The 24958-nt window shown below is 70.0% G+C and carries 23 protein-coding genes; 11 read left to right on the top strand and 12 right to left on the bottom strand.

Annotated elements, in window-relative coordinates:
- The first annotated feature begins 29 nt into the window (after positions 1 to 29).
- The 6 genes from ACZ4U4_RS14465 to ACZ4U4_RS14440 all read left to right on the top strand — a co-directional run bounded on the left by ACZ4U4_RS14465 (position 30) and on the right by ACZ4U4_RS14440 (position 5399).
- The gene (locus ACZ4U4_RS14465; protein ID WP_467873216.1) at positions 30 to 260 is read left to right on the top strand and encodes an acyl carrier protein; all 231 of its coding nucleotides are present in this window, start codon (positions 30 to 32) and stop codon (positions 258 to 260) included.
- Positions 261 to 423: 163 nt separating this feature from the next.
- Complete coding sequence (locus ACZ4U4_RS14460) at positions 424 to 1224, top strand: phytanoyl-CoA dioxygenase family protein (RefSeq protein ID WP_467873213.1); 801 nt, start codon at positions 424 to 426, stop codon at positions 1222 to 1224.
- Complete coding sequence (locus tag ACZ4U4_RS14455; RefSeq protein WP_467873210.1) at positions 1221 to 2738, top strand: AMP-binding protein; 1518 nt, start codon at positions 1221 to 1223, stop codon at positions 2736 to 2738. The genes ACZ4U4_RS14460 and ACZ4U4_RS14455 overlap by 4 nt, the downstream gene beginning before the upstream one ends.
- 386 nt (positions 2739 to 3124) lie before the next feature.
- Positions 3125 to 3421 carry a phosphopantetheine-binding protein gene (locus tag ACZ4U4_RS14450; protein ID WP_467873208.1) on the top strand — a complete coding sequence of 99 codons (297 nt, stop codon included), beginning with the start codon at positions 3125 to 3127 and terminating at the stop codon, positions 3419 to 3421.
- Positions 3418 to 4668 (top strand): cytochrome P450, encoded by a 1251-nt coding sequence (locus ACZ4U4_RS14445; RefSeq protein WP_467873205.1) that lies wholly within the window; start codon positions 3418 to 3420, stop codon positions 4666 to 4668. Before ACZ4U4_RS14450 ends, ACZ4U4_RS14445 begins: the two co-directional genes overlap by 4 nt.
- A complete protein-coding gene (locus ACZ4U4_RS14440; RefSeq protein ID WP_467873202.1) occupies positions 4665 to 5399 on the top strand; it encodes a thioesterase II family protein in 735 nt (244 codons plus the stop codon). Before ACZ4U4_RS14445 ends, ACZ4U4_RS14440 begins: the two co-directional genes overlap by 4 nt.
- A gap of 117 nt (positions 5400 to 5516) precedes the next feature.
- Here ACZ4U4_RS14440 and ACZ4U4_RS14435 read toward each other — a convergent pair whose 3' ends face one another.
- The 11 genes from ACZ4U4_RS14435 to ACZ4U4_RS14385 form a co-directional block, all read right to left on the bottom strand.
- Complete coding sequence (locus ACZ4U4_RS14435) at positions 5517 to 6560, bottom strand: hypothetical protein (RefSeq protein ID WP_467873200.1); 1044 nt, start codon at positions 6558 to 6560, stop codon at positions 5517 to 5519.
- A gap of 4 nt (positions 6561 to 6564) precedes the next feature.
- Positions 6565 to 7404, bottom strand: coding sequence for a dimethylargininase (ddaH, locus tag ACZ4U4_RS14430; RefSeq protein ID WP_467873197.1), 840 nt, complete (start codon positions 7402 to 7404; stop codon positions 6565 to 6567).
- Positions 7401 to 8171 (bottom strand): 4'-phosphopantetheinyl transferase superfamily protein, encoded by a 771-nt coding sequence (locus ACZ4U4_RS14425; RefSeq protein WP_467873194.1) that lies wholly within the window; start codon positions 8169 to 8171, stop codon positions 7401 to 7403. Before ACZ4U4_RS14425 ends, ddaH begins: the two co-directional genes overlap by 4 nt.
- 75 nt (positions 8172 to 8246) lie before the next feature.
- Positions 8247 to 8951, bottom strand: a complete 705-nt coding sequence (gene fabG / locus ACZ4U4_RS14420) for a 3-oxoacyl-ACP reductase FabG (RefSeq protein WP_467873192.1) — start codon at positions 8949 to 8951, stop codon at positions 8247 to 8249.
- A 43-nt stretch (positions 8952 to 8994) separates the two neighbouring features.
- Positions 8995 to 12894, bottom strand: a complete 3900-nt coding sequence (locus ACZ4U4_RS14415; RefSeq protein ID WP_467873189.1) for a non-ribosomal peptide synthetase — start codon at positions 12892 to 12894, stop codon at positions 8995 to 8997.
- 245 nt (positions 12895 to 13139) lie between these two features.
- Positions 13140 to 14420, bottom strand: coding sequence for an aspartate aminotransferase family protein (locus tag ACZ4U4_RS14410; protein ID WP_467873187.1), 1281 nt, complete (start codon positions 14418 to 14420; stop codon positions 13140 to 13142).
- The gene (locus ACZ4U4_RS14405) at positions 14417 to 15628 is read right to left on the bottom strand and encodes an ATP-grasp domain-containing protein (RefSeq protein ID WP_467873184.1); all 1212 of its coding nucleotides are present in this window, start codon (positions 15626 to 15628) and stop codon (positions 14417 to 14419) included. The genes ACZ4U4_RS14410 and ACZ4U4_RS14405 overlap by 4 nt, the downstream gene beginning before the upstream one ends.
- Before the next feature lie 33 nt (positions 15629 to 15661).
- Positions 15662 to 17068, bottom strand: a complete 1407-nt coding sequence (locus ACZ4U4_RS14400) for an MATE family efflux transporter (RefSeq protein WP_467873182.1) — start codon at positions 17066 to 17068, stop codon at positions 15662 to 15664.
- Positions 17069 to 17096: 28 nt separating this feature from the next.
- A complete protein-coding gene (locus ACZ4U4_RS14395; protein ID WP_467873179.1) occupies positions 17097 to 17348 on the bottom strand; it encodes a hypothetical protein in 252 nt (83 codons plus the stop codon).
- Positions 17349 to 17392: 44 nt separating this feature from the next.
- The gene (locus ACZ4U4_RS14390; protein WP_467873177.1) at positions 17393 to 18475 is read right to left on the bottom strand and encodes an aminoacyl--tRNA ligase-related protein; all 1083 of its coding nucleotides are present in this window, start codon (positions 18473 to 18475) and stop codon (positions 17393 to 17395) included.
- 11 nt (positions 18476 to 18486) lie between these two features.
- A complete protein-coding gene (locus ACZ4U4_RS14385) occupies positions 18487 to 19257 on the bottom strand; it encodes a 2OG-Fe dioxygenase family protein (RefSeq protein ID WP_467873174.1) in 771 nt (256 codons plus the stop codon).
- A gap of 368 nt (positions 19258 to 19625) precedes the next feature.
- Here ACZ4U4_RS14385 and ACZ4U4_RS14380 point away from each other — a divergent pair, with 368 nt between their 5' ends.
- From ACZ4U4_RS14380 to ACZ4U4_RS14365, 4 genes are read left to right on the top strand one after another with little or no spacing between them, the layout of a single operon-like run.
- Entirely contained in the window at positions 19626 to 19871 is a 246-nt protein-coding gene (locus ACZ4U4_RS14380) for an acyl carrier protein (RefSeq protein WP_467873171.1), read from the top strand.
- A 48-nt stretch (positions 19872 to 19919) separates the two neighbouring features.
- Positions 19920 to 20795, top strand: a complete 876-nt coding sequence (locus ACZ4U4_RS14375) for a hypothetical protein (protein WP_467873168.1) — start codon at positions 19920 to 19922, stop codon at positions 20793 to 20795.
- On the top strand, positions 20792 to 22006 hold the full coding sequence (locus tag ACZ4U4_RS14370) for a beta-ketoacyl synthase N-terminal-like domain-containing protein (protein ID WP_467873166.1): 1215 nt from the start codon (positions 20792 to 20794) through the stop codon (positions 22004 to 22006). The genes ACZ4U4_RS14375 and ACZ4U4_RS14370 overlap by 4 nt, the downstream gene beginning before the upstream one ends.
- A complete protein-coding gene (locus ACZ4U4_RS14365) occupies positions 22003 to 22809 on the top strand; it encodes an enoyl-CoA hydratase/isomerase family protein (RefSeq protein ID WP_467873163.1) in 807 nt (268 codons plus the stop codon). Before ACZ4U4_RS14370 ends, ACZ4U4_RS14365 begins: the two co-directional genes overlap by 4 nt.
- A gap of 244 nt (positions 22810 to 23053) precedes the next feature.
- Here the strand turns inward: ACZ4U4_RS14365 and ACZ4U4_RS14360 are convergent, their stop codons facing one another.
- Entirely contained in the window at positions 23054 to 23314 is a 261-nt protein-coding gene (locus ACZ4U4_RS14360; RefSeq protein ID WP_467873160.1) for a hypothetical protein, read from the bottom strand.
- A gap of 662 nt (positions 23315 to 23976) precedes the next feature.
- Between ACZ4U4_RS14360 and ACZ4U4_RS14355 the strand changes: the two genes are divergently transcribed.
- A complete protein-coding gene (locus tag ACZ4U4_RS14355) occupies positions 23977 to 24552 on the top strand; it encodes a transcriptional regulator (protein ID WP_467873157.1) in 576 nt (191 codons plus the stop codon).
- The last annotated feature ends 406 nt before the right edge of the window (positions 24553 to 24958 follow it).

Genomic DNA, 24958 nt, shown 5'->3' with positions numbered 1-24958 from the left:
GGCCGTGACGACAGAACGAGAGGAACGCGATGACCGCCGACCGTGTCCGCGCCATCTGGTGCCGGGAACTCCAGCGTGACGACATCACGCCGGACGACGATTTCTTCGCCCTGGGCGGCGAGTCCCTGATCATGGCCAGGATTCAGGGCGCATTCATCGAGGAACTGGGCGCCGAGGTCCCCATGGACCAGATGTTCCTCAACCCGACCGTGGCGTCGATCGCCGCCTACATCGACTCCCACGCCGCCCTCGCCCCGTAACCCCGCCGGGAACAACGGTCGCCACGCCCCCATGACCAGGTGGCGCTACCTGGTCGCGGACCAGCGGCGTATTCCGTGCCCGGACAGAATTATCTCTTTTCCGGACAGGCACGCGTAACGAATTACATCACCCCGGAGAATCAGTCAGAGAGGCCATCGCATCATGCTCACCGAAAACCAGATAGCGGAATACCGGTCCGAAGGGTTCCTGCTCCTCGAAGACGTCTTCGATGCCGGCGATCTCGCCGCTCTGCGACGTGAGGTGACCGATCTCTACGGGACCGAGCACCCTGGGCGGATCTTCGAGGAGGACGGGACCACGGTGCGGGGCATCCACGGCTGCCACACCACGGGCGCGCTGTTCTCCAGGCTGGTGCGGCTGCCCGAGCTGCTTTCCGCGGCGGAGGAACTGCTGGACAGCAAGGTGCATGTGTTCCAGTGCAAGGTCAACGCCAAGCAGGCGCTGCGCGGAGAGGTGTGGCAGTGGCACCAGGACTACAGCGTCTGGGGGGCCAAGGACGGTATGCCGGAGCCGCGGGCGGTCAACGTCGCGCTGCTGCTGGACGACGCGACCGAGCACAACGGCCCGCTGCTGGTCGTTCCTGGTTCGCATCGAAACGGCGCGATAGCCCCATGGCGTCCCCAGCCCGAGAGTACGTCGCCGTGGGAGGCCGACCTTTCGGCGAAGCTGAAGTTCGCGCTGGACGCCGAACAGATGGCCAAGGTGACCGCGGAGTCGGAGATCCGGTCCATCGTCGGACGTGCTGGAAGCCTGCTGTTCTTCCACCCCTGCATCGCGCACGGCTCCGGTGCGAACATGTCGCCGACCGACCGGACCATGGCGTTCGTCAGCTACAACAGTGTCGACAACGAATTGCGCGAAGTGCCCAGTCCGCGTCCGGAGTTCGTGGCCTCGCGTGACTACCGGCCGCTGGAGCTTGTCGACGGCGGGCTGATCGCATGAGCAACCTCGATGTCTCACTGATCCGGATGCTGGTCGACGCCCTCGCCCGACACCGGGACGCGGTCGCGGTCATCGACAACGGCGTCGCCCATACCTACGCCGAACTCGACGACGTGTCGGCCGAAATCGCCGGCGGCCTCGCCGCACACGGAATCGGCCCCGGTGACGTCGTCGACGTGCATGCGACTCGCTCGTGGTCCCGTTGCGCGGCGGTGCTGGGTGTGTGGCGCGTCGGAGCCGGCGTGCTGTCCATCGATCCGGCCATGCCGCCGGCCTGGACCGGCAAACTGGTGAGCAGCGCCGGCTGCGCCATGATCCTGCGGGCCGAGGAGTGCGCACCGGTCGAGGCGGGGGTCGCGGAGCACACCTTCCGGTCGATTCGGGGAACGAGGCGGGACGAGGTCGCGACCGGACCGCTCTGTTATGTCATCCCCACCTCCGGGTCGACAGGCGAACCCAAGGCTGTCGCGGTGCCGCCGGTCGTTCTGGCGGATCTGGGTAACTGGCATGTCCGGCGGTGGAGCCATGACCGGCCCCCGAACACGCTGCACATGTCGTCCATCGGGTTCGACATGGTGTACGAGGACACGGTGGCGACCTGGCTGGCCGGTGCGACCCTGATCGTGGTGAACGATCAAGACAGGCTGGACCCCTTCACGTTGCTCGACATCATTCGCGAGCACGATGTCGCCCGGCTCTTCCAGCCGGTGGTCGGACTGCACGGACTGGCCACCGCCGCGTGTGTCGCGGGCGTGCGGACACCGAGTCTGCGGGAGATCTCGGTGGCGGGTGAACAGTTGGTGATCAACGAGGAGGTGCGGAAGTTCTGTGCCGACGGTGACCTGACGCTGGTGAACCAGTACGGGCCGAGCGAGACGCATGTGGTCACTCAGTACCGGCTGACGGGCGACGTCACCGGCTGGCCCGACCGGCCGCCCATCGGCACCGCTGTCGTCGATGCGGAGCTGCTGTGCCACGTGGACGGACGGCTGCGCCCGTTCACGGCCGGCGAGACCCGAGAGCTGGTCATAGCCGGGAATTGCGTCGGGATCGGGTACGCCGGTGACGACGCGCTCACCGCGAAGAGATTCCGGGAGGTCGAACACCGGGACGGCAGCATGCGTCGCTGCTATTTCAGCGGAGACCTGGTCACGTTCGACGGCACCGACTTCCACTTCGTCTCCAGGCTCGACGACCAGCTCAAGGTGAACGGCTACCGGGTCGAGCCGGGCGAGGTGGAGTCCGTGATCGCTGGGGTCGCCGGTGTCCGGCGAGCCGCGGTCGTCGGGGTCAAGGTTGCCGCGTCCACACAGCTGGCGGCGTACTACACCCGCGCGACCGGCGCGGAGGTCGATCGGGACGACCTGATCCGTGCGTGTGCCTCCCGTCTGCCCCGGTTCATGGTCCCCAGACACTTCATTGAACTGGAGGAGCTCCCCGCCACGCCGAACAGGAAGATCGACCGGGCGAAACTCCGGGAGATGTTCCAGGAGCCTTCGGCGAGCCGAGGCTGACACGTACCCCGTCCGGGCTGTCGAGATCGGCACCTGCCGACGGCTGAAGGCGTCACTCTGCACATCGGGCGCGTCGAGGGGCGCCTTCAGCCCACACGCCGCTGGAGCTCGGCGGCAGCGGAGATCCGGACACCCATATCCGTCCGCATTGTCATTGGTTGAGGTCCCGTGGGTTTTTCGTTCACCCCCCGCTTTGGTGCCAGGGAACTTGGTGAATGGTTCCGTCTGTGGATTCCGGGACGGGCGCCCCATCATCCTGGAACAGCGGAAGGGGAACGGCCGAAAAACGCTGGACGGGACTTTTCAAGTATTCCTCGATCTGAATTCTGGGAGAAATCGTGAAACGGGAAGCTGTCCGGAAAACCAGCATGGAATCGGCGCCGCAGGTGAGCCACCCGCGAGGGGGACAGGACGAGACCGGGCAACGCCATGATGCGCCCTCGGGCGGCCCGGTGCCGCTGGTGGACGAAATCGCCGCGCTGTGGGGGGAACTCCTCAACCGCCCCGAGATCGGGGCGGAAGATGACTTCTTCGCCCTCGGCGGCAACTCACTGACCGGAATCAAGATCATCGAACGGGTGGCGCTCGACTACGGCGTCCAGCTCTCCGTCCGCGACTTCTACCTGGCGCAGACCCCGGCCCGCGTCGCCGGGCTGATCGAGCAGGGGAGGTCCGGCACATGAGACTGACCCCGGGCCCCGCGCGCGACATCGACCTCGACACCGTCGACCTGTTCGACCTCGACCTCTACGGCACGGGCGACCCGCACCCCGTCTGGGACGTCATGCGCGCCAAGGCGCCCCTGCACCACCAGGTCCTGCCCGACGGACGCGAGTTCTGGTCGGTCACCCGCTACGAGGACGTGTGCCGCGTCCTGGGCGACCACCGCGAGTTCACCTCCGAACGCGGCACCGTGCCCACCCACCTCGGCCAGGACGACGTCGCCGCCGGCGTGCTGCTCACCTCCACCGACCCGCCCCGGCACACCGAGGTCCGCAGGCCGCTGGGCTCCAAGCTCACCGCCCGCGCGGTCACGTCCTGGGAGGACTCCATCCGCCGGTCGGTGACCCGCTTCCTGGAGCCGGCCCTGGACGGCGAGGTGTTCGACCTGGCCGAGAAGGCCCTGCTCCTCCCGGCGATCGTCACCGGCCCGCTGCTGGGCATCCCCGAGAAGGACTGGGAAGAACTCGTCCAGCTCACCGCCATGGTGACGGCCCCCTCCGACCCGCACTTCCAGCTCGGCAGCGAAGCCGCCACCCTGGCCATCTCCCACCACGAACTCGTCAGGTACGTCACCGAGTGGGTCAAGGACCGCCGCGGCTCCGGAGCCGAGGACGACAGCCTGCTCCACCACCTGATGAGCGTGCGCCCCGGCGGGGCGCCGCTGAGCGACCAGGAGATCGCCCTCGACGGCTACAGCATCCTGCTGGGCGCCAACGTGACGACCCCGCACACCGTCTCCGGCACCGTGCAGGCCCTCATCGAGCGGCCCGAACAGTTCGGCAAGGCCCGGGCCGACCCGGCCCTGATCCCCAACCTGGTCGAGGAAGGGCTGCGCTGGACCTCGGCCGCCTGCAACTTCATGCGCCACGCCGTGACCGATGTCCCCGTCGCGGGCGGCGTGATCCCGGCCGGCGCCGCGGTCGTCGCGTGGATCGGCTCGGCCAACCGGGACGCCGCCCAGTTCGCCGACCCGCACATTTTCGACATCACCCGCCCCAACGCCAAGCGGCACGTCGCCTTCGGATTCGGCCCGCACTTCTGCATCGGCGCCCCGCTGACCCGTCTGACCCTGCGCGTCTTCTTCGAGGAACTCCTTCACCGGTTCGACTCCCTCGACCTCGCCGGCGAACCGGAGCACCTGCGCTCCTACTTCATCGCTGGCATGACCCACCTGCCCATCGCCGCCCAGAAACGGCTCACACCATGACGTCCGGACCCGCCCTCGCCTCGCCGTGGTTCGTCCGGCCCCCCGCCGGCGCGCCCGCCGCCCGCCTGTTCTGCTTCCCCTTCTCCGGCTCCGGCGCCTCCGCGTTCAGCGCCTGGCCCGCCACGGTCGGCGACGCCGAGATCTGCCCGGTGCAGTTCCCCGGCCGCGAGAACCGCCTCGCCCACCCCCACTACGCCAGCTACGAGAACCTCGCCGACCAGCTCGTGGAAGCCCTCACCCCGCTGCTCGACACACCGTTCGCGTTCTTCGGGCACTGCGCGGGTGCCCTGCCTGCCTACGAGAGCGTGCTGAGGCTGGCCGCCGCCGGCCTGCCCACCCCCCGGCGGCTGTTCGTGTCCGGTCAGCCCGCCCCGCACGAGGCCGCCCGCGACCGGATGCTCACCCTGGGCGAGGACGAACTGCGCGCCGAACTCGTCACGTTCCTGCGCAGCCGGGGCATCGAACCCCGCCCCGACATGATCGACATGGGCATGTCCGTGCTGCTGCGCGACCACGCCGCCGCCGGCGCCTACCGGCGCACCGAACCCGCCCGGATCGACTGCCCGATCACCGTCCTGCACTGGAGCCAGGACACCGACGTGAGCCTGGCAGATCTCCAGGGCTGGCACCGCTACGCCGACTCGGTCGAGATCCGCGTCGTCGACGGCGGCCACTACGACTTCATGGACGCGCCCGCCCCGTTCCTCGAGACGCTCGCCGCCGGTCGATGAGCTGGTCCGTCCGCTCGCCCTCTCCCGACGCATACCCGCCCGACACCGCCGACGCGCAACGCGCGGCGACGGTGCCCGGGCCGCCGCACGTTGCCGCGGCCCGTGGCGGGGGACGGTTCACGACGACCGGTTGTGTACCTCCGAGACGGCCGCCACGGACGCCCACAGCTTCTCGGTCACCTCGTCCAGCTGCTCGAACCGCCGGGTGATCCTCTTCAGTACCGACGGCGCGGCCGTCGCCTCGTAGCGCAGGGCGAGCACGCCCATGGCTTCCCAGTGCCGCATGGCCTCCTCGTGCAGGGCCAGGCTGTGCTCCGAGGCGCCGGCGACCCGCAGGGAGCGGGCCATCAGCTTCAGGCTGGGCACCGCGTAGAGGACCGAGGCGTGGTGGAAGAGCCGACGGGCGCCGTGGGCGGCACGCTCGGGCGGGCCCGCGAAACACTCCTCACACAGTGCCTGATAGCGGCGGATCGCCTCCCGGAACCGCTCCTCGGCGAAGAACCGCTCCGCCTGGCGGATCAGCGCACCGCTCAGCTCCGCGCCGTCCGGGCGCCCGCCGCCGCCGGCCGCGGCAGGGCCTGCGGAGCCGGCCGCGCGGAGGTCGTCGGAGACGGCGTAGAAGAAGCCCATCGCGTCATGCGCGTCGCTCTTGATCCGGTCGGCCGCCGACCGGACGAGGTCGTCGAAGGCCACCGCGGCCCGGCAGCTGAACGGCTGCGGGCCCACCACGAGACTGTCGTGCACGTCGACGCGGCTGTGGTCGGCGGCGATGTTCCGGACCACGACCGCGTGCAGGTACGGGCTGTTGTCCCGATAGACGTCGGCGTAGTTGAGGTGGGCCGTGTTGACCCACACGATCACCGCCCGGTGCCGGGCCAGCAGCGCCTCCAGCTGGGGGCCCGGCGTGTCGAAACCGATGGGCTCCTTGTGCACCGTGAACCCCGACCGGCTCATACCCAGCGCCCCGGCTTCCTCGACCGGGAAGATGTACTCGGGGTATCCCGACTCGTCCAGGCCCGCCTGGAACAGATAGCCGTCCCCGCGCTCGAAGACGGTCTGTTCCGCCACGGGGCGGCCGGCGAGGCCGGCGAGGACCGCGTAGCTCCCGGTGAGGCAGTTGACGGCGGTCTCGTCGTACCGCTCGATGATGTGGCTGTCCATGGGGTCAGCCCCGCAGTTCCAGGGTGCAGCACTTCACGCTGCCACCCGCCTTGAGGGTTTCGGTGAGGTCCACCCCGATCGGCTCGAAGCCGCGTTCGGCGAGCCGGTCGGCGAGTCCGGTGGCCGCCTTCGGCAGCAGTACGTGCTTGCCGTCGGAGAACATGTTCAGCCCGAACACCGCCGCGTCCTCGTCGGTCGCGAGGACGGCATCCGGGAACATCGAGCGCAGCACCGCCTGGCTGCCCTCGCTGAACGCCTTCGGGTAGTACGCCACCTCGTCCTCGGACAGCACCGCGAGCGCGGTGTCCAGGTGGTAGTACGACGGGTTCACCAACTGCAGGCCGGTGACGGGCAGCCCGAAGAACTCCTGCGCCTCGAAGTGCGATCGCTGATCGGTGCGAAAGCCTGTGCCGGCGAGCAACCGGCGGCCGACGGCAAGGTAGTCCCCCTCGCCCTCGTTGATGTGCTCCGGCCAGTACAGATCGTCGAAGCCCTGCCGCCGGAACCACTCCAGGTACAGGGGGCCCTCCGCGGTGCGCTCGACGTGCCGGAAGCGGGCGCCGAACACCTTGCCGTCGACCACGGTCGCGCCATTGGCTGCGAAGACCATGTCGGGCAGGCCGAGGACCGGCTCGATCTCCAGCACGGTGTGCCCGAGTTCCCGGTACAGATCACGCAGCCCCTCCCACTGGCGCAGCGCCAGCCCGCCGTCCACGGGCTTGCCGGGGTGCATCCACGGATTGATGGAGTAGGTGACGTCGAAGTGGCGCGGGGGACACATCAGGAGCCGGCGCGGGGTCACCGTCCGGGTCCGGTTGCCTGTCACGGACTGGGTCGCAGTCATGTGTGGTGTTCTCCTGGATAGGCGAAACGAGAGGAACTGAGGTCGCTCCCGCCGTCGAGGGCGGGGGTGGTGTGCGCGACGGCGGCGGCGATCAGGCGGCCGTCCGGGCTGCTCCAGCCGGCGAACCGCCAGTCGAGGTGGCGCCCGTCGGCGGACCATCCGTCGGCGGACGGCCCGCCGGCCGGTGCGCCGGAGGCCACGAGGTCGGCTCCGCGCAGTGCGCCGAGGGACGTCACGCCCACCTTCACCAGGGCCTCCTTGCGCACCCACAGGTGGAGGAAGGCCCGGGCGGGGGCGGGGCCGGCACGGACCGCAGCGAGCTCGGCGGGGGCCAGTACGCGGGCGGCCACCTGCGGGGAGAACACCGCGTCCGCGGCGTCCTCCACATCCACGCCGACCGGGCCCGGGCCGGCGGCGGCGGCGACGGCGCCCCGCGTGTGGGACAGGCTCACGCCCACGTCGGGCCGGTCGCGCAGGAACGGCCGGCCGTGGTCCTCGCCGCCGCACTCGGAACACCGCTGACCGAGAGCCAAGGAGGCGGGGTCCACTCCGAGCAGGCGCGCCGCGCACAGCCGTACCAGCACATGCGCGGCCAGGTAGTCCTTGCGGCGCTCACCCGCAGGCAGCCGGGCGGCGCGGTCCCGTTCGTAGGGGGCGAGTGTGACGGTGTCCAGCAGCGGGAGGACGTCCGCCGTGGCGCGCACCAGGGAGAGGGGGGTGAGCGTGGTGGGGCCTGGGCCCAGGGGGCGCGGCAGCCGGGTGGGCACTGCCTGTTCTCCTCACATGGGTCGGTCCGGCCGTCCGTGCTGCGGTGCCGGGGGAGACGGGTACGGAGGTGCGGATCAGTGGCCCATGCCGACCCCTCCGTCGACGCGTAGCACGGTGCCGGTGACATAGCCCGCGTCCTCACCGGTGAGGTAGCCGACCGCCCCGGCGACCTCGGCGGGGGTGGCCATACGGCGCATCGGCACGGTCGTCAGCAGGCTCTGGCGCTTTTCCTCGGGCATGGCTGCCACCATGTCGGTGTCCGTGTAGCCGGGAGCGACGACGTTGACGGTGATGCCGTGGCCGGCCGCCTCCAGCGCCAGTGACCGGGCGAAGCCGATCAGGCCGGCCTTGGAAGCGGCGTAGTTGGTCTGCCCGACCGCGCCGGACAGCGCGACGGTGGAGGACATCAGGACGATGCGGCCCCAGCGGGCGCGCATCATGCCCCGGAGCACCGGCTTGATTCCGTGGAACGCGCCGAGCAGATTGGTGTGCAGCGGCGCCTGGAAGTCCTCGGCGCTCATGGCGGCGAGCGGCCGGTCCCGGGTGATGCCCGCGTTGTGGACGAGCACCTCCACCGGGCCCAGTTCCTCCTTGACCCGAGCGCAGGCATCGGTCACCGCCTCGGCGTCGGTGACGTCGCAGCGTACGGCGAACAGCCCGGCGGGCGGTTCACCGGTGCGGTGGCTGACGGCCACGCGGTCGCCGCGGGCGGCGAGATGCCGGGCGACGGCCAGGCCGATCCCGCGGTTCCCGCCGAGTACGAGGGCAGTACGGGGCATGATGCGAGCCCTTCTCCGTGTCGTGTCCGGCCGTACGGGGCCGTTAGCGGTCCCGCTCCGGGCAGGTGTTGTCGAGCGCGTCCAGCGCCTTGGCCACCACGTCGCCGATCTCCCGGGCGGGCCGGGCGTTCATCATCTCCAAGTGGGTGCAGGCGATCCGGTGCTCCAGCAGCCGGCCCTCGACGTACGGCAGCCACGGTTCGCCGAAGGCCGGCGGTCGGCCGGGTTCCTCGTCGGCGACGAAGAACAGCACATCGCCGCGGTACCGTTCGGGCCGGAACTGGTCGCGCACCCGGATCAGGTTCTCCACGACCGCCAGCAGCCGCTGCTCGTCGGGCACGACCCGGCGTACCGCGGCCGTCTCGGCCTCGATCAGCTCCCACAGGTCCGCCGGGGTGTGCTCGCCGCCGGTGACCATCACCGTGTCCAGCATCGCGACCAGCTCGACCCGCTCGCCCTCGGCCTGCAGCCGTGCGGCCAACGAGTGGGCGACGAGGCCGCCGAAGGACCAGCCGAGCAGCCGGTACGGGCCGCGCGGGCGGACGGCGCGGATCCGGCTCAGATAGTCGTCGAGCAGTTCCTGGTAGCTTCCGGACATCTCGTCGGCGGGGGTGATGCCGCGGGCCTGGAGGGCGTACACCGGCTGTTCGCAGTCGAGCCTGCGCATCAGCGTGGCGTAGCTCCAGCTGAGCCCGAACCCCGGGTGGATGCAGAACAGCGGGGGTCTGCTGCCCCGGGTGCGGAGCGGCAGCAGCACCCCGAAGTCGTCGGCCGGGGCCGCCTTCGCACCGGGCGTGCCCGCGGACGCGCCGGGGGCCGGGCGCAGCCGCTGGGCCAGACCCTGCACGGTCGGCGTCTCGAAGAGGTCACGCACGGTCAGCTCGGTGCCCGGCCGCGCGCAGATGCGGCGTACCAGCCGGACCGCCAGCAGCGAGTGCCCACCGAGGTCGAAGAAGCTGTCGGTCGCCGACACCTCGGGCAGGCCGAGCGCCTCGGCGAACAGCGCGGCGAGGGCGATCTCGTCCTCGGTACGGGGCGGACGGCCGGTGCGGGCACCGAAACCCGGGTCGGGCAGCCGACCGCGGTCCAGCTTGCCGGCGGGCGACAGTGGCAGCGCGTCGAGCGGTACCACGGCGGCCGGGACCATGTACGCGGGCAGCAGCCGGGCCAACGCGGTGCGCAGCCGGTCCGGGTCCGGTACGGCGCCCGGTGCCGGGGTGACGTAACCGACCAGCCGCCGTTCGCCCCGGGAGTCCTCACGCACGACGACGACGGCCTGGGCCACCTCGGGCCGTTCCGCGAGGACCGCCTCCACCTCGCTCAACTCGACCCGGAAACCACGGAGCTTGACCTGGTCGTCGGCGCGCCCGACGTACTGGAGCTGCCCGTCGGGCCGGCGCAGCACGAGGTCGCCGGAGCGGTACATCCGCGCGCCGGGCTCCCCGAAGGGGTCGGGGACGAAGCGGGCCTCGGTGAGGTCGGGCCGGTGCAGATAACCGCTGGTGACGCCGGCGCCGGCGATGTACAGCTCGCCGGGCACGCCCACGGGCAGGGGCCGCATCCGGTCGTCGAGAACGTACAGGCGGGTGTTGCGCAGCGGCCGGCCGATCGGCGGTGCCTCCGGCGCGGCCCCGTCCGCGCCGGTGTCCCCGGCGGCGGACGCGCTGGCGTACACCGTTGCCTCGGTGGGGCCGTACGCGTTGACCAGCTGGGCGCCCGGCACGGCCGCCCGTAGCCGGGCGGCGACCTGCGGGGACAGCGCCTCGCCCGCGAGGACGAGGTGGTCGGCGCGCAGATCGGGGGCGCCCTCGGCGATCAGCCGGTCCAGCACGGAGGGGACCCCGCTGACGAGCGTGCCCCGCCAGCCGCCGCGTTCGCCGATCTCCAGCAGGTCACGGACGACTTCGATGCTGCCGCCGTTGAGCAGCGGCCCGAGGACCTCGAACACGGAGACGTCGAAGCTGAGGGAGGTCGCGGCCAGCACCCGTCCCAGCCCGTCGCCGAAGGCGTCGGCCGCCCAGGCGACGAGGTTGGCTATGTTGCGGTGCGTGACCGCGACACCCTTCGGCCGACCGGTCGAGCCGGAGGTGTAGATGACGTAGGCGGTGCGGTCGGCGGTCACCGCGGAGACGAACCGGTCCTCGCCGGGCGCCGTGAGACGGGCCGTCACCTGCGGATCGTCCAGCAGCAGGACCGGGGGCGCGCCGGGACCGGCCGGCAGACCGCCGACGGCGGAGGTCTCGCTGATCACCACGGCGGGGGCGGCGTCCTGCACCATGAACGCCAGCCGCTCCTGCGGATAGACCGGATCGAGCGGCACATAGGCGGCGCCGGCGCGCAGCACCGCCAGCAGGGCGACGACGGTCGCCGTGGACCGGCGGGTCGCCAGCCCCACGGCGTCGCCCTCGCGGACGCCGCGTTCGGTGAGCAGCCGGGCCATCCGGGCGGAGCGCCGGTCGAGATCACGGTAACTGAGGCGGTCCGTGCCGCAGATGACGGCGGTCGCGTCGCCGCGCCGGGCGACCTGCCGTGCGAACAGCGTCGGCACGGTGTCGTCGGTCAGGGGAGCAGCGGTGTCGTTCCAGCGGTGCAGGACGCGCCACCGCTCCTCCTCGCCCATCAGGTCGAGGTCGGCGAGGGGCGCGCGGGGGGAGGCGCAGACACCGGTGAGCAGGTGGGCGAGGTGATCGGCGAGGGACCGGACGGCGTCGGCGGTGAAGCGCTCGGTGTCGTACTCGGCGTAGAAGCAGATGTCGTCCCCCGACTCCGCGAAGGTCAGCATCAGCTCGAACGCGGCCGTGGCGTTGGCGATCGGCAGCGGCTCCGCGAGCAGCCCGGCGGCCGGCTCGGCCGCGGGACCGGTACGGACGTGGTTGAGGGCCAGCTGGAAGACCGGCTGACGGCCCGCTGACCGGGGCGGGTTGACGGCCTGCACCAACTCGTGGAAGGCCAGGCCCTGATGGCGCAGCGCCTGGAAGGAACGCCCCTGCACCTGGCGCAGCAGCGGCAGGAAGTCCTGGTCGGCGTCGAACCGGACGCGCAGCGGCATGGTGTTGACCGTCAGGGCGACCAGACCTTCGGAGCCCGGCTCCAGCCGGGTGGACAGCGGCACGCCGAGCACGAGGTCGCGCTCCCCTGTGTAGCGGCCGAACAGCGCGAAGGCACCCGCGGCGAGTACGGAGAACAGGCTCGCGCGGTGTTCGGCGGCGAGCGCGCGCAACCGGGCCGCCACCGGCCCCGGCAGATCCCGGCGATGGGTGGCCGCGCGCCGGAGCGTCGTGCCGCCGAGCCTGGCCATGGGCAGATCCAAGGTGGCGGGTGCGCCGTCGAGTTCGGCGCGCCAGTGCTTCAGGGCCTGGGCCCGGCGCCGGTCGAAGGCCCCGGAGAGCCGGGCGGCGACGTGGTCGGCGTAGCCGGGGGCGGGCGAGGGCAGCGGGTTCGGACGTCCCTCGGCGCAGGCCGCGTACAGCTGCGGGAACTCGCGGGCGAGGACATCGAGGGAGTCACCGTCGGCGATGCTGTGGTGGGCCACGAGCAGGAGGACGTGCCGCTGCTCGCCGAGCCGGAACAGGGTGGCCCGCAGCAGCGGCGCCCGGTCCAGCCGGAACGGCCGGTCCTGGGCCTCGGCGAAGTACCGGTCGAGGACGGCGCCGCCGGGGTCCTGGTCCGCGGTGCCGAGGCCGACCTCCTCCAGGGGCACGGTGACCGCGTCCGCGATCGTCTGCCGCGGCTCGCCCCCGTGCTCGGTGATGCTCACCCGCAGCGCCTCGTGCCGCTCGGTCAGCGCGCGCAGCGCGCCGTCGAGGGCGGCGCGGTCGAGCGGACCGGTGAGCCGCAGTGCCAGGGCCAGGTTGTGGGTGCCCGGCCGGCCGTGCGTCGCCTCGGCGAACAGCACGCTCTCTTGGGTGGGGAGGAGGGGGAGGTTCCTGACCTCAGTGTTCATCTCTGGTCCCGTCGGCAGGGGGCGGGCGATCCGACGTCCGGGCGGCGCGGACGACGTCCGGGCGGCGCGGATGCTGCGAGGCGCGTGGGGCTCGGTGGCGCCCGCGGCGCGAGGGTGCGTGTGTGCGGACGGTGCGACCACGGCGTCCGGCGGCGTCCGCCCGACGCGATGCCGGGCGGACGCAGGCCGGTGCGGAGCCCGGCCCCGGAAGACCGGGTCGCCCCAGGCCGACCGCTCCGACGACCTCAGGCGGGGGCGACCCGCGGGGTGTTCGGGTCGTCGGCGAGGAGTGCGACGGCGCGGGCCGCGAAGTCCTCGATGGTCTCGTCCGGTGTCACGGCGGAGAGGTACATCGGCTCCTCGATGTCCGGCGCCAGGTGGTAGCCGTCCTTGCGGATGCCCGCGTACAGCGTGGTGTACGGCGAGTGCGCCTGGGCCGCGACATCCGCCTTGCGGCGCACCGGGGTGCCGCGCGGGACGAAGATGAACGCGAAGATGCTGCCGGTACGGACGAAGTGGAAGTCGAGCCCCCGCTCGGCCCGGTGGCGCTCCACCGCGGTCTCCAGCAGCGTGCCCTTGCGCTCCAGCTCCTCGTAGAAGCCGGGCTCCGCCAGCACGTCGAGCGTGGCGAGGCCGGCCGCCATGGTCAGCGGGTTGCCGGACAGGGTGCCGCCCTGCAGGACCCGCTCCTCGTCCAGCAGCCGCATGATGTCGCGGCGGCCGCCGAACGCGCCGACGGGCGTGCCGCCGCCGATGATCTTGCCGAAGGCGGTGAGGTCGGGGGCGACGCCGAGCAGGTTGGACGCCGGGCCGTAGGTGAGCCGGAAGCCGGTGATGACCTCGTCGAAGATCAGCACCGCGCCCTCGCGGTCACAGATGCGGCGCAGGTCGGCGAGGAAACCGTCCTCCGGCAGGACGAGGGACATGTTGCAGGCGACGGGCTCCACGACGACGGCCGCGATCTCGCCGGGGTGCCCGGCGAAGGCCCGCTCGACACTCGCGGTGTCGTTGTACTCCGCGTACACGTTGGACCGCATCGCGACCGGGTCGAGGCCCGCCTCGCGCATGCGGGACTCGTCCTTGTTCTGCGCCAGGTCGAAGTGGCCGTGGTAGCCGCCGTTGAAGCGCAGCACCCGGGTGCGCCCGGTGTGGGCACGGGCCAGCCGCAGCGTGGACATCACGGCCTCGGTGCCGCTGCACACGAAGCGCAGCTGCTCCAGATGGCCGGCGGTCGCGGTGATGCGCTCGGCCAGCTCGATCTCCTGCACGCAGTACGTGCCGAACAAGGTGCCGTCCGCCGCCTGGCGGGCGATGGCGGAGCTGACGGCCTGCGGCGCGTGGCCGAGGATCAGCGGCCCGAATCCGTACATGAAGTCGATGTACCGGGTGCCGTCGATGTCGTGGAGGTACTGCCCGTGGGCCTCGGCGACGACCAGCGGTTCGGTCGCCACGTTGCGGCAGGCGCGCAGCGGCGAGCTGGCGCCGATCGGGATGGTGTGCAGGGCGCGCTTGATTTCCGGCCTCATGACGACTTTTCCTTTTCCGTCTCGATCGTGCAGTCGGTCATCAGGACATCCAGCAGTGCCTCGGCCTCTTCCCGGGTGTCCCGGGCGAAGTAGGCGGTCAGGACCGTCTCGAAGTTGAGCGGCGGAGCGAGCACGAACTGGCCGTCCTGGCGGTGCAGGTGCACGGTGGTGACACCGTTCTTGCGGCACACCTCAACGGCGCGGGCGGTGTTCTTCAGGAAGCCGCTGCGCTCGATGGGGGCGTCGTACTCCAGCGCCACCCGGCGGTGCAGCGGCTTCGGGTCGACGGCCTCGCGGCCCAGCCGGTGCAGCAGGTCGTAGGCGTCGAGCCCGGTGCAGATGCGCAGCTGTTGGTAGCTGGTGGTGCCGCCGCCGCACAGGCGGGGGGCGAGTTCGAGGATGCGCAGCCGGCCCTGTCCGTCGAACCGGAACTCCGCGTGGAAGGGGGAGTTGTCCAGGCCGACACCCGGGATCACGTCCGCCAGCAGGGCGGCGAAGTCACGGCCCAGCTCCGCGTCGAACGGCTCCGTCAGATAGGCCACTTCGTGGAAGAGCGGGCCGACCAGGGGCGGCAGCTTGCGATGGACCTGGAGCGGGATGATCCGGCCGTCGCTGACCACACCGTCGACAGCGTACTCATTGCCGTCGAGGTACTCCTCCGCCAGCATCCGGGACCGGCCGTTGCCCTCCCGCAGCACCGTGCAGACGCGCTTGGTCTGCAGGAACGCCTTCGGGAACTCCTCCGGCGTCCCGGCTTTCACCACGCCCGCGCTGTAGAAGCCGTTCGACGGCTTGACCACGACGGGGAAGGACAGGGCGTCGGTGACGGCGGCGAGCGCCCGGGGCGCCTTCGCCGACGGGTCCAGCTCGATGTGGCGGGTGATGTGGTCCCGGACCGCGGGGTGCGCCTTGAACCGGGTCTTGTCGGCGAGGCACAGCAGGGTGTCGATGTCCCGTACCGGCATGCCCAGTTCGCCGCGGAGCAGCTCCAGCTGGATCTGGTAGCTGTCGTGGAAGGAGATCACGTCGTCGATGCCGTCGAGGTCGACGGCGGCGCGCGCGGCGTCGGTGACGGTGCGCCGCCAGTGCTCGCGGTCCTCGGCGGCGAGTTGCGGCGGGTCGAAGAAGCGGACGGTGAAGCCCCGCTGCTCCGCATAGTCGAGGTAGTCGCGGCAGTCTTCCTCGCGACCGAGAAGGAGTACGTTCACGGAAATGGCCACACTCTCTGTCGGGTGGACGAATCAGGCGGTCTGCTGGACCGGACCGTCGGTGTGGAGCCTGTTCTCCTCGCCGGCGACGGCGCGCCGGATGCGCCACAGGCACAGCGCCGCCATCGCCGCCTCGAAGGCGGAGAAGATCAGCCACATGATCGGCAACATGTCCGCGTCGTCCCGGGAGAGCAGCACGAACACGGTGATCGTGGGGACGCACAGACCCCACATGAGGACGATCCGAGCCAGGAACCCGAAGCGGGCGAGCCCGAGGCACTCCAGGACGCCGGAGCCGACCATGGAGAACATGAAGGCGGCGGAGTACGTCCACAGCACCCGCGAGGTGTCCACGGCGTGCGCGGTCACGGCGGGATCGGCTCCGTCGAGACCGAACGGGCTCAGCAGCAGGGTCGGGGTGGCGATCTGGAGGACCGCGACCGCGGCCACGTACACGCCGGAGATCGTCAGGGTCACCCGCATCAGGTGCGGGATGTCGCGGTGCCGTCCGGCGCCGACGGCCTTGCCGCACAGGACGTTGCAGCCCATGCCCAGGCCGATCAGGGGGATGACGGCCGCGTAGTTCAGGGCCAGCGCGACGTTGTTGGCGGCCAGCGCCACCGATCCGAGGACGCCGGCCAGCCACACGAACGCGGTCTGCCCCAGCTCCTCCAGGCTGAGCGAGCCGCCCGCGGGGGCACCGCGCCGCAGCCGCAGCCAGAGCACCTGGGCGACCTGCCTGCCGCCCCGGCGCAGCAGCCGGCCGAAGCCCGCCGCATAGCCACGGGGCAGGCACACGACGTAGCCGAGGCACATGACGGTCACGGCACTCAGCGTGCCGAGCGCGGAGCCCCGCATACCCAGCTCCGGCAGCCCGAAGCGGCCGAAGACCAGGCCGATGGTCATCACGATGCCGACGCCCTGCCCGATGAGGCCGACGGTCATCGGGATCCGGGTCCGGCCTATCCCGTTGAAGTACGACGACAGCGCCATGTTGAGGGTCATGACGGAGCCGTAGAGGGTCGACAGGCCCAGGAACTGTGCCTCCAGCGCCTCGATGTGCGCCGGCTGCCCGCTCAGCTGCGGCACCCAGGTCAGCAGCGGGGTGGCGGCCAGCTGCAACACGCAGAGCAGCAGGCCGAGGACGAACCCGTTGGCGCCCTCGTCCAGTGTCCCGCGCTCGTCACCGCGGCCGTGGGCCTGTGCCACGTAGGAGCGGGTGATGCCGACCGCCCCCGTGGTCACCATGATCACCGTGGTCGCGGTGAAGACGGCGGGCCCGGACGCCTTGAGGGCGTCCTCCGAGTAGCGGGCCAGGCAGATCCGGTCGACCAGCATGAGGATCAGATTGCCGACCATGCCGAACATCAGAGGCACGGAGACGCGAACGACCTCGCGCATCGCCCCCAGGTCGAGCAGCCGCGTGCGAGTCGTGCTCATCGCCTGTCACCGCCGACAGACGCAGCGGTCACAGGGTCACTCCGGATTCCTCGAGCAGCTCGTGGACGCTCTTGAGCAGCGCATCGCGGTCGGACAGGTCGAAGGGCAGCACATCGCCGACGTCGAGCATGACGTCGAGCCGCTCCTCCAGGCCGACCAGGAAACGCATCTGGTCGAGCGAGCTGGTGATGATCTGCGCGGGTTCGGCGTCGGCCGGTACGTCCCGTGCCTGGGCGAGCTGCTCCAACAGGTCGCCGACGACCTTCTTCAGGTCTTCCATGGAATTCATTCCCTCGATGGATCCGGTGTCGGTGTGCCGGCCGGTCAGGCCGGGGTGCCGAGTAGGCCGTAGGACAGCAGGGCGTAGGTGAGCCGGTCAAGGCCGATTCCCGCGCAGCAGGTCCCGTCGGCCCCGAGGCTGCGCAGCGCGAAGGAGTCGGCGAACACCTCGCCGTGCGCGTTGACGCTGGCGACGGAGAGTTCGCCGGTGCCGAGCGGGACCCGTACCTCGAACTTGCTCTTGTTGAGCAGCTGGGCGTCGCGGGTCATGGTCGGTGCGTCCCCGAAGAACGCGTCGGAGGCGCTGACGATGCGGTGCGGCACGCCGAGTTCGGCGAAGAACTCCGTGAACGCCTTCAGCATGGACGCGAAGTCGTCCGCGACCTCCTCGGTGCTGCCCATCCGGACGAGCTCGAACATCCGGAACTCACCCAACCGGGTCGCGTTGTGGTTGTGCGACTCGTGCCGGAAGACCGGCCCCTCGATGGCGAACAGCCCGGTGCCGTAGCGGTCCTTCAGTTCTGCCGCGTTGGCGTAGACGTGGTAGCAGGTGACCGGGGTGAGGACGGTCTCGGCCGGCCGGTAGAAGGAGTCCAGTGCCTCGCTCTGACCGGGCCGGAGCTGGGCGACGGTGACGCCGTCCCAGTAGTGGTCACGGATCCGGGCCACCGCGTTCACCAGGTTCGGGAACTTCTGGTAGTACCCGGCCCGGACGAGCACGTCGCGGGAGAGCTGCGCCGCTCCGGTCAGCAGCGGTGCGCCGAACGGCTCGGCGAGCCGCTCCCGGCACAGCCGGCGCACCTCGTCCATCGCCGCGGTCCATTCCGGGCCCTGGAGGTAGGCGCCCCGGGCCACGGCGACACGGTGGTCGTCGGGCACGGTGCACGTCAGTCCGGGGCGGCCGGGGTGCTCGGCGACGACCGTCACCGGCACCTCGCGGTGGCCGCGCAGGAAGTGGCGGACCATCTCGCCGAGTTCGGATGCGCTCGGACCGGTCGCGACGACCTCTACGCCCTTGTCCAGCAGCTCCACGGTGACGCCGCGGTAGTGGAAGGCGAGGGCCTTGTGCAGTTCGCCGGCGGCCTCGGCGCTCACCGGGCGCTCATGGCGGTAACGCACGCCGTTCATGGGATGCCCTCTCAGATGCGGTGGCGCATGGGAACCCAGTCGGCCAGCAGGATGGCCCGCTCGCCGGGCCGGTCGGCGTCACCCTTGCGGATGGGGCCGACGTAGTGGCTGACGAGGTGGTCGGTGATGGCGTACGCCTCCAGGGGCTGTTCCATCCGGAACTCGCCGAGGCGGTCCGCGGGCGGGACGTCCTCGGGCTGCTTGCCCCGGTACTCGGGGGTGGCGATGAGGTTGGCGCCGCCCTCGGCGTTGTCCCGGTAGATCAGGTGGGCGAAGACGTACGGCTCGCCGTCCTGGTGCAGCTCGTTCGGGGAGGACACGGCCTCCCCGCCGTCCTCTTCGATGTGCAGCTTGATCAGGTGGACGCCGACGTAGAGCGGCCAGACCGCGTCGTCCTCGCTCCAGCGGGTCTGGGAGAAGTCGAACTGGATGATGTCCAGCAGGAGCTTGTTGTTGCAGACCTCTTCACCGATGGCCGGCAGGTTCCGGGTGACGTTCACGTATTCCGGGTTGTTGTCACCCTGGTAGTAGCCGTTCATGCCCTCCCGGGCCTGGCTTTCCGTGGCCGGCATCCAGAAGAACTTCTTGGACCACGGCAGGAAGACGCCGCGGGCGTAGCGCCGGTATCGGCCCGAGCCGACCGCGTACGGGTCTTCCGGGAGATCGTCGTAGGCGGCCCGGAGCGCCTGGTAGTTGCCGTCCGCCTCATCGATTCCCAATTCCGCACCGAGATGCCACTTGTCCCATCCGTCGCGCGAAAGAGTCGAAGGGTTTACAGACATGGCGAAATTCCCCCCGTTTCAAATGTCACCAACGAGCACCGGAATTTAGTGCGGGGCGGCACACTTCGGCAAGTGACGCAGATCACGAAAAGTGGGCGGTGGCTGAAAATAGCCGCAGAATCAAAGACATGAACAGGCACTTCTGTGGCCGCCGGTAGGCGAGGTCGGCTGATTTCCGGCCCACTGCCGTGGATAATCCCGCTTCGCTTTGCGGTGCGGCAGGATGGGCAAAGAGGAGCGGTATTACGCACTCCGCTTTGCAGTGCAAACAGGAGGGAAAAGTTGGCTCTGTGTTCATTGACAAGCCGTTCGCCACCTGGTTATGTTCCGTAGCCGTCAAGCGTCTCTTTTGGAAAAATGGGGGAAAGATGTCGGACAGCGTCAACAGCCGTATTTCCGAGGTGCTCAAGCAGATCGCGGAACTCCCGGAATCCTTCGAAATCACGGCCGATCAGGACCTCAAGGCCGACCTGAACATCGACTCCCTCAAACTGATTGATGTCGTCGTCCAGGTGGAGGCCGTCCTGGATGTCGAACTCGGCGACGAATTCTCCCGCGACCTCGTCACGGTGGGGGACCTCCAGCGGCACGTGGGCGAGCAGGTCGGCAGCTGACCGTCCGCGCGTCCCCGCCCACCCGAAGCATCGCCATGGAGAGTTGTGTTGTTTGATTTCTCCCTGGGCCTGGTCGCGCTGTGCGCACCCGGCCCGACGAACGGCACGGACGACCGCGAGGGCCTGCCGCCCGACTGGCACGAGGTGGTCGGCACCGCCGGCGACCAGTTCCGCGACGCGTTCACCCGGACCTGCCTGTACCTCGTCCTCAGCGCGGCGGACGCCTCCCGGCCGCCCGCGGACGGCGGTACGCGCACCGACGACACCGTGGTGATCGGCACGGAGTACGGCAACACCGCTGCCCTGGCCCGGCTCCAGCGCCACGCCGCGGAGAAGGGGAAGCTGCTGTCCGCCCAGTACTTCCCCAACGCCACGTCCAGTTCGGCGTCGGCCTTCGTCAACCTGCGCATCGGCGCGACCGGCCGCAACATGACGATCAACGCGGACGCCCTCACCCCGGTCGTCGCCCTGTGGCAGGCGCTGTCCGCACTGGAGCGCGGACGCTCCGACACCAGCCGACTGCTCATCGGCGACGTCTACGCGCCGGAGGCCGTCGCAGACGCCCAGCTCGACACGCCCACCGCGCCCTGCCGGGACGGGGTCGCCCACGCGTTCCTGCACACCGGCACCGACCTCACCGCCGCGTTCGACTTCGGTGCCACAGACACCCCGCGGCCGGGCCTGACACGCACCGTCTGCAAGGCCGTCGCCCACCGCACCGACACCGGCGGCGCTACGCCCGTCGCCTTCGCGGAGCGCAACAGCGCCTTCGCCACCCGCGCCTTCCTGGACCTCGTCCACACCCTGGAACCCGCCGAACGGGCCGTCCTCGAATGCCACGCCCCGGACGGCCGTCACGCCACGGTCACGGTGACCCGGCGACACACGAACAGCACGGACAGCACGGACAGGGGGTCCCGGTGAGTCAGAAAGCAGCAAGAGCGAACCAGGAAGCGGCACGGATCTTCATCACCGGCCTCGGCATCATCTCACCGGCCGGCGCGGGCGCAGCACCCTTCTGGGACGATGTATGCGCAGGCCGCAGCCGCTTCGTGGAACTCCCCCCGCTCTACGCCGGCATGAAGCCCGGCATCCTCGGCGGCCGGGTCCCGCAGGAAGCCCGCGAGACCGCCTTGGCGAAGGTGGACCCGGTCACCCGCGAACGCCCGCGCGACGCGTCACTGTTCGCGGAGTTCGCCGCGCTCGAGGCGCTGCAGGACGCCGGACTGGCCCCCGGAGACCCGGCGCTGCGCAACGCCGTCGTCTGCGTCGGCAGCAGCGACGGCCAGGCCGAGGCACTGGAGGACATGGTCGCCGGGCGCCGGAGCATCGCCGAGACCGGCGGCTTCTCCAGCTACTCCATCCCCCAGGGCGTGGCCCGCACCGTCGGCGCCGCAGGCCCCGCCTATCTGCTGCAGAGCACCTGCGCCTCCGCGAACGTGGCGCTGTCCTGCGCACTGGAGATGCTGCGCGCAGGCGTCGCCGACACCGCGGTCGTCGGCGGCTGCGACCCCTACTCGGAGAAGAACATCATCGGGTTCAACACCCTGCAGGCCATCGGCCCCACACCCTGCAAGCCCTTCACCACGAGCCGACGCTACGTCACACCGTCGGAGGGCGCAGGCATGTTCGTCCTGCAGACCGAGCGCGCCCTCCGCCCGGACACCACCCCCTACGCCGAAGTGCTGGCCACCGCCGTCAGCAACGACGCGAGCCACCCCACCGCGCCGGACCGTGAAGGCGTTGCCGCCTGCCACCGTAGATCGCTCGTGGAGGCGGGGCTCAAGGCCGACGACATCGACGTGATCTTCGCGCACGGCACCGGCAGCCGCGCCAACGACACCATCGAGGGCGGCATCTTCGCCGAGCAGTACCCGCGCGCCGCGGTCACCGCGATCAAGAGCACCATCGGACATCTGATGGGCGCGGCCGGAGCAGCCGGCGCCGTGGCCGCCTGCCTGGCACTACGCCACCGCCTGGTACCGCCGACCGCGGTCGACCCCGACGACGTGGAACTGGACCTCAACCTGGTCACCGGCGGCCCACGGGCCATGCCGAACCTGCGGCACGTCCAGAACAACGCCTTCGGCTTCGGCGGTAACAACGCGATCAGCATCTTCCGGAGCGTGTCATGACACCCCCCTCGTCCCTCACGGACGAGAGCGCCGTACTACGGCTGACCTTCGACGGACCGCTCGCCGTCCTCACCCTGCACAGCCCGCCGATGAACCTCTTCGACAAGGCGATGTGGGCCGCGTGGACGGACGCGGTGGCCTGGCTGACCGCTCACCCGCCGCGGGCTCTGTTGGTGCGGGCGGAGGGGCGTGTTGTCAGTGCCGGTGTCGATGTGCGGGTTTTCGCCGAGCTCGCCCCGAAGGACACCGAGGCGTTCTGGCAGGCCCGACTGGGTATCACCCAGGCCCTGGAGGCACTGCCCTGCCCCACCGTGTTCGCCGCACACTCACTGACCCTCACCGCCGCCTTCGAACTGGCCCTGGCCTGCGACCTCCTGGTCGCCACCCCGCAAGCCCGGTTCGGCCTGGTCGAGCGAAAGATCGCCTTCACCCCGGCCATGGGCGGCACCCAGCGGCTGACCGAGCGCGCCGGCCCGGCCCGGGCCCGCGAACTCGTCATGACCGGCGACCTGTACCGCGGGTCCGCGCTGGCCGACTGGGGCGTGATCAATGCCCTCTTCCCACCCCAGACGTTCGACACCGACGCGCACACCTACGCAATGCATCTCGCCACCGGACCCACACAGGCGCACCGGGCCACCAAAGAGATCGTCCGCCGCTGCCTGGACGGCGGCATCCCCGCAGCCGACGCGGCCCTGCCCGCCCTCGCCGCGAACACGGCTGACACCAACGACCACCGCCGCGCCGTCACCGCATTCCTGACGGACGGCCCGGAACACACGACGGACTACCAAGGACGCTGACCAGCCCTCCACCAGGAAAGCCCCAAGCAAGCGTGCATTTCCCTTCGGCCGGCCCACCTACCGGGCGGTCAGCCCACCTCCTGATCGGGTCGAGAGCGTGATTGCCCGGCTGCGTTGTTGATGTGCATCAGCCCACCGAGCAGAGATGTTCCGGACGACGCCGGGACCAGGCCACCACCCTCGCGGGCACCAACCTCACGAGTCGACCGTGCTGAAGGTGACAGTGCCCGACATGGAGGCGTTCTCAGCGCCGACATCGATCCAGCGCTGACCCGTAACGGAATCCCTGGAACCCCACGATGCTGCCGTAATCCCCGGGAGCAGTACCGCTGCCGATCACGTTGTCATTGATCGGGTCATCCTGGGCCAGCCCCACGAGAACCCTCTTCCCCAGCTCGGTGAAGCCCTGCGAGATCAGGACCGCGACCTTCTGGCCTTCCTTCGCAGTGAAATACAGACTGAGGACGAGCCCCCCGCCGTCGTCAAAGGTGAAACCACCGGCCATGCTGCCCCCTTGGTGGCCTTTACCGGTGCGAAGAGAAAGCGAAATTTCCCCTACGCAGCCGACGCTCGTCAACAGCTTCCCACAGGCGTGAACGACTACTTCACCAACATCAACTAACCATCAACAAAGGCCAGTTAACGCTCTGATGCCCCACGTCCGCCGCACCGATCGACCCACGATGACGACCACGCCATAGCCCCTCCCGACGCACAAACCCCGTTTGCTCTTCCCAAGCCCACCGCCGCCCATACGGACCTACAACCAGCTGCTGGCCCTGAGTTGCCCACCCAGCGGCGCTGCGCAGACGGTCGGCGGTGACGGGCGGAGCGCGCGGCCTGGCCCGAGCCCGCCCGCTTGGCAGCGCGGCCTGTAACGCATCGCCGGCGCCACCCAGCTCGACCTTGTGCTGCCGTGCCTCCCGCTCCATCCCCACCACACCGCGCCGAGCCCGAGTTGCTACGCGCCGTCCTGCTACGGACGTGAGCTGCCGATTACCGAGGTCGCATTCGCAGCATGGTCGCTTCAGGGAAGGGACTTTCGGTGTTAGGCATCGGTGGAACGAAATCCCCAAGAGATGTGCGGAATGTTCGAGCCATAATGCATGCCGTCCGCTCATTGACGTAGTATGTAGGGAGCGATATCGAGGGATGAAGGGGTGTCTGGTGCCGGATAGGAATATTGAGTTCGGTAAGTTCGGTGCCCGGGGGATCAGAGGCCATGAGGCGGTTGCGCGGCAGATGGACAAGCTTGCCGGGTTTATTGCTACGCCTGTTACCGCGCGTCGTGGTTTGATGGCCCGTCTGCACTATTTGACTCGCTCGGATCATGCTCGTGCTGCTGCGCGGGAGGCTGGGTTGACGGTGACGGATCGTACGTTGAAGGCGTGGCTCGATGGCAAGCGTGCTCCCAGCCGGCGGAACCTCGTGCGGATCGAGGATGCTTACCGGGCGGTGCGTCGGAAGAATGTCGCTCGGTATCTGCTTGGTCGCCTCAACCGTGAGGGGCGCGGGACGCGGGTGGAGTTTCATCCGCTCAACCAGTCGCAGGTCAGCCGCCCTCATCAACGGGTGGTCGCGTACCGGACGCTGAACGTGCGTCACTGGGATGCCGTGATCCGGGCGTGGTCGGAAGGCGATGATGATGCGCTTGACCGTGCTTGGTTCGACGACATCGCCATCGAGCTGGGAAGTGACTACGGTGCGTACGAGTACGTGACCAACATCGGCTTCGCGGCCTGACGCTCCGGGAGGACTTGACGGCCCGTCTGGAACAGCGCAGCGGGCTGAGAGAGACAGCCTCAGCTTTCGACGGCAGAGCGAAGAGACAGAAATTCGGGATTTACGAAGCGAATTGACACCTTGCTTATAATTCAGGCCCGATCGAGTCGAATGGCTGTCAAAAATCCCTACTTCCTGACGGTCACTCAAAAGCACCAGCGGTTACCTGCGAAGCGCACCCCCGCCCCGTAGCCAGCCGGTGAATTCGCGGAGCGAATTCACCTCCCGCCCGAATCGCGGAGCGAATTCGGGCACCAGCCAACGGAGTTGGCTGGGAATTCCGGCGGAGCCGGAATTCGGAAATGCGAAGCATTTCCTTTCCGCCGCGTAGCGGCGGCGCGTCGTGTCTGCGGAGCAGACCGCGCGC

It is taken from the genome of Streptomyces sp. NPDC029159, assembly GCF_055564055.1.
This window is presented reverse-complemented; position numbering and strand designations above follow the sequence as displayed.

Bases quoted from the DNA above. Each gene is read 5' to 3' on its own strand.
- ACZ4U4_RS14460 (WP_467873213.1), top strand. From the start codon at position 424: ATGCTCACCGAAAACCAGATAGCGGAATACCGGTCCGAAGGGTTCCTG.
- ACZ4U4_RS14435 (WP_467873200.1), bottom strand. From the start codon at position 6,560: ATGGACAGCCACATCATCGAGCGGTACGACGAGACCGCCGTCAACTGC.
- ACZ4U4_RS14440 (WP_467873202.1), top strand. From the start codon at position 4,665: ATGACGTCCGGACCCGCCCTCGCCTCGCCGTGGTTCGTCCGGCCCCCC.
- ACZ4U4_RS14445 (WP_467873205.1), top strand. From the start codon at position 3,418: ATGAGACTGACCCCGGGCCCCGCGCGCGACATCGACCTCGACACCGTC.
- ACZ4U4_RS14415 (WP_467873189.1), bottom strand. From the start codon at position 12,894: ATGAACACTGAGGTCAGGAACCTCCCCCTCCTCCCCACCCAAGAGAGC.
- ACZ4U4_RS14365 (WP_467873163.1), top strand. From the start codon at position 22,003: ATGACACCCCCCTCGTCCCTCACGGACGAGAGCGCCGTACTACGGCTG.
- ACZ4U4_RS14395 (WP_467873179.1), bottom strand. From the start codon at position 17,348: ATGGAAGACCTGAAGAAGGTCGTCGGCGACCTGTTGGAGCAGCTCGCC.
- ACZ4U4_RS14410 (WP_467873187.1), bottom strand. From the start codon at position 14,420: ATGAGGCCGGAAATCAAGCGCGCCCTGCACACCATCCCGATCGGCGCC.
- ACZ4U4_RS14360 (WP_467873160.1), bottom strand. From the start codon at position 23,314: ATGGCCGGTGGTTTCACCTTTGACGACGGCGGGGGGCTCGTCCTCAGT.
- ACZ4U4_RS14465 (WP_467873216.1), top strand. From the start codon at position 30: ATGACCGCCGACCGTGTCCGCGCCATCTGGTGCCGGGAACTCCAGCGT.
- ACZ4U4_RS14380 (WP_467873171.1), top strand. From the start codon at position 19,626: ATGTCGGACAGCGTCAACAGCCGTATTTCCGAGGTGCTCAAGCAGATC.
- ACZ4U4_RS14385 (WP_467873174.1), bottom strand. From the start codon at position 19,257: ATGTCTGTAAACCCTTCGACTCTTTCGCGCGACGGATGGGACAAGTGG.
- ACZ4U4_RS14390 (WP_467873177.1), bottom strand. From the start codon at position 18,475: ATGAACGGCGTGCGTTACCGCCATGAGCGCCCGGTGAGCGCCGAGGCC.
- ACZ4U4_RS14455 (WP_467873210.1), top strand. From the start codon at position 1,221: ATGAGCAACCTCGATGTCTCACTGATCCGGATGCTGGTCGACGCCCTC.
- ddaH (WP_467873197.1), bottom strand. From the start codon at position 7,404: ATGACTGCGACCCAGTCCGTGACAGGCAACCGGACCCGGACGGTGACC.
- fabG (WP_467873192.1), bottom strand. From the start codon at position 8,951: ATGCCCCGTACTGCCCTCGTACTCGGCGGGAACCGCGGGATCGGCCTG.
- ACZ4U4_RS14400 (WP_467873182.1), bottom strand. From the start codon at position 17,068: ATGAGCACGACTCGCACGCGGCTGCTCGACCTGGGGGCGATGCGCGAG.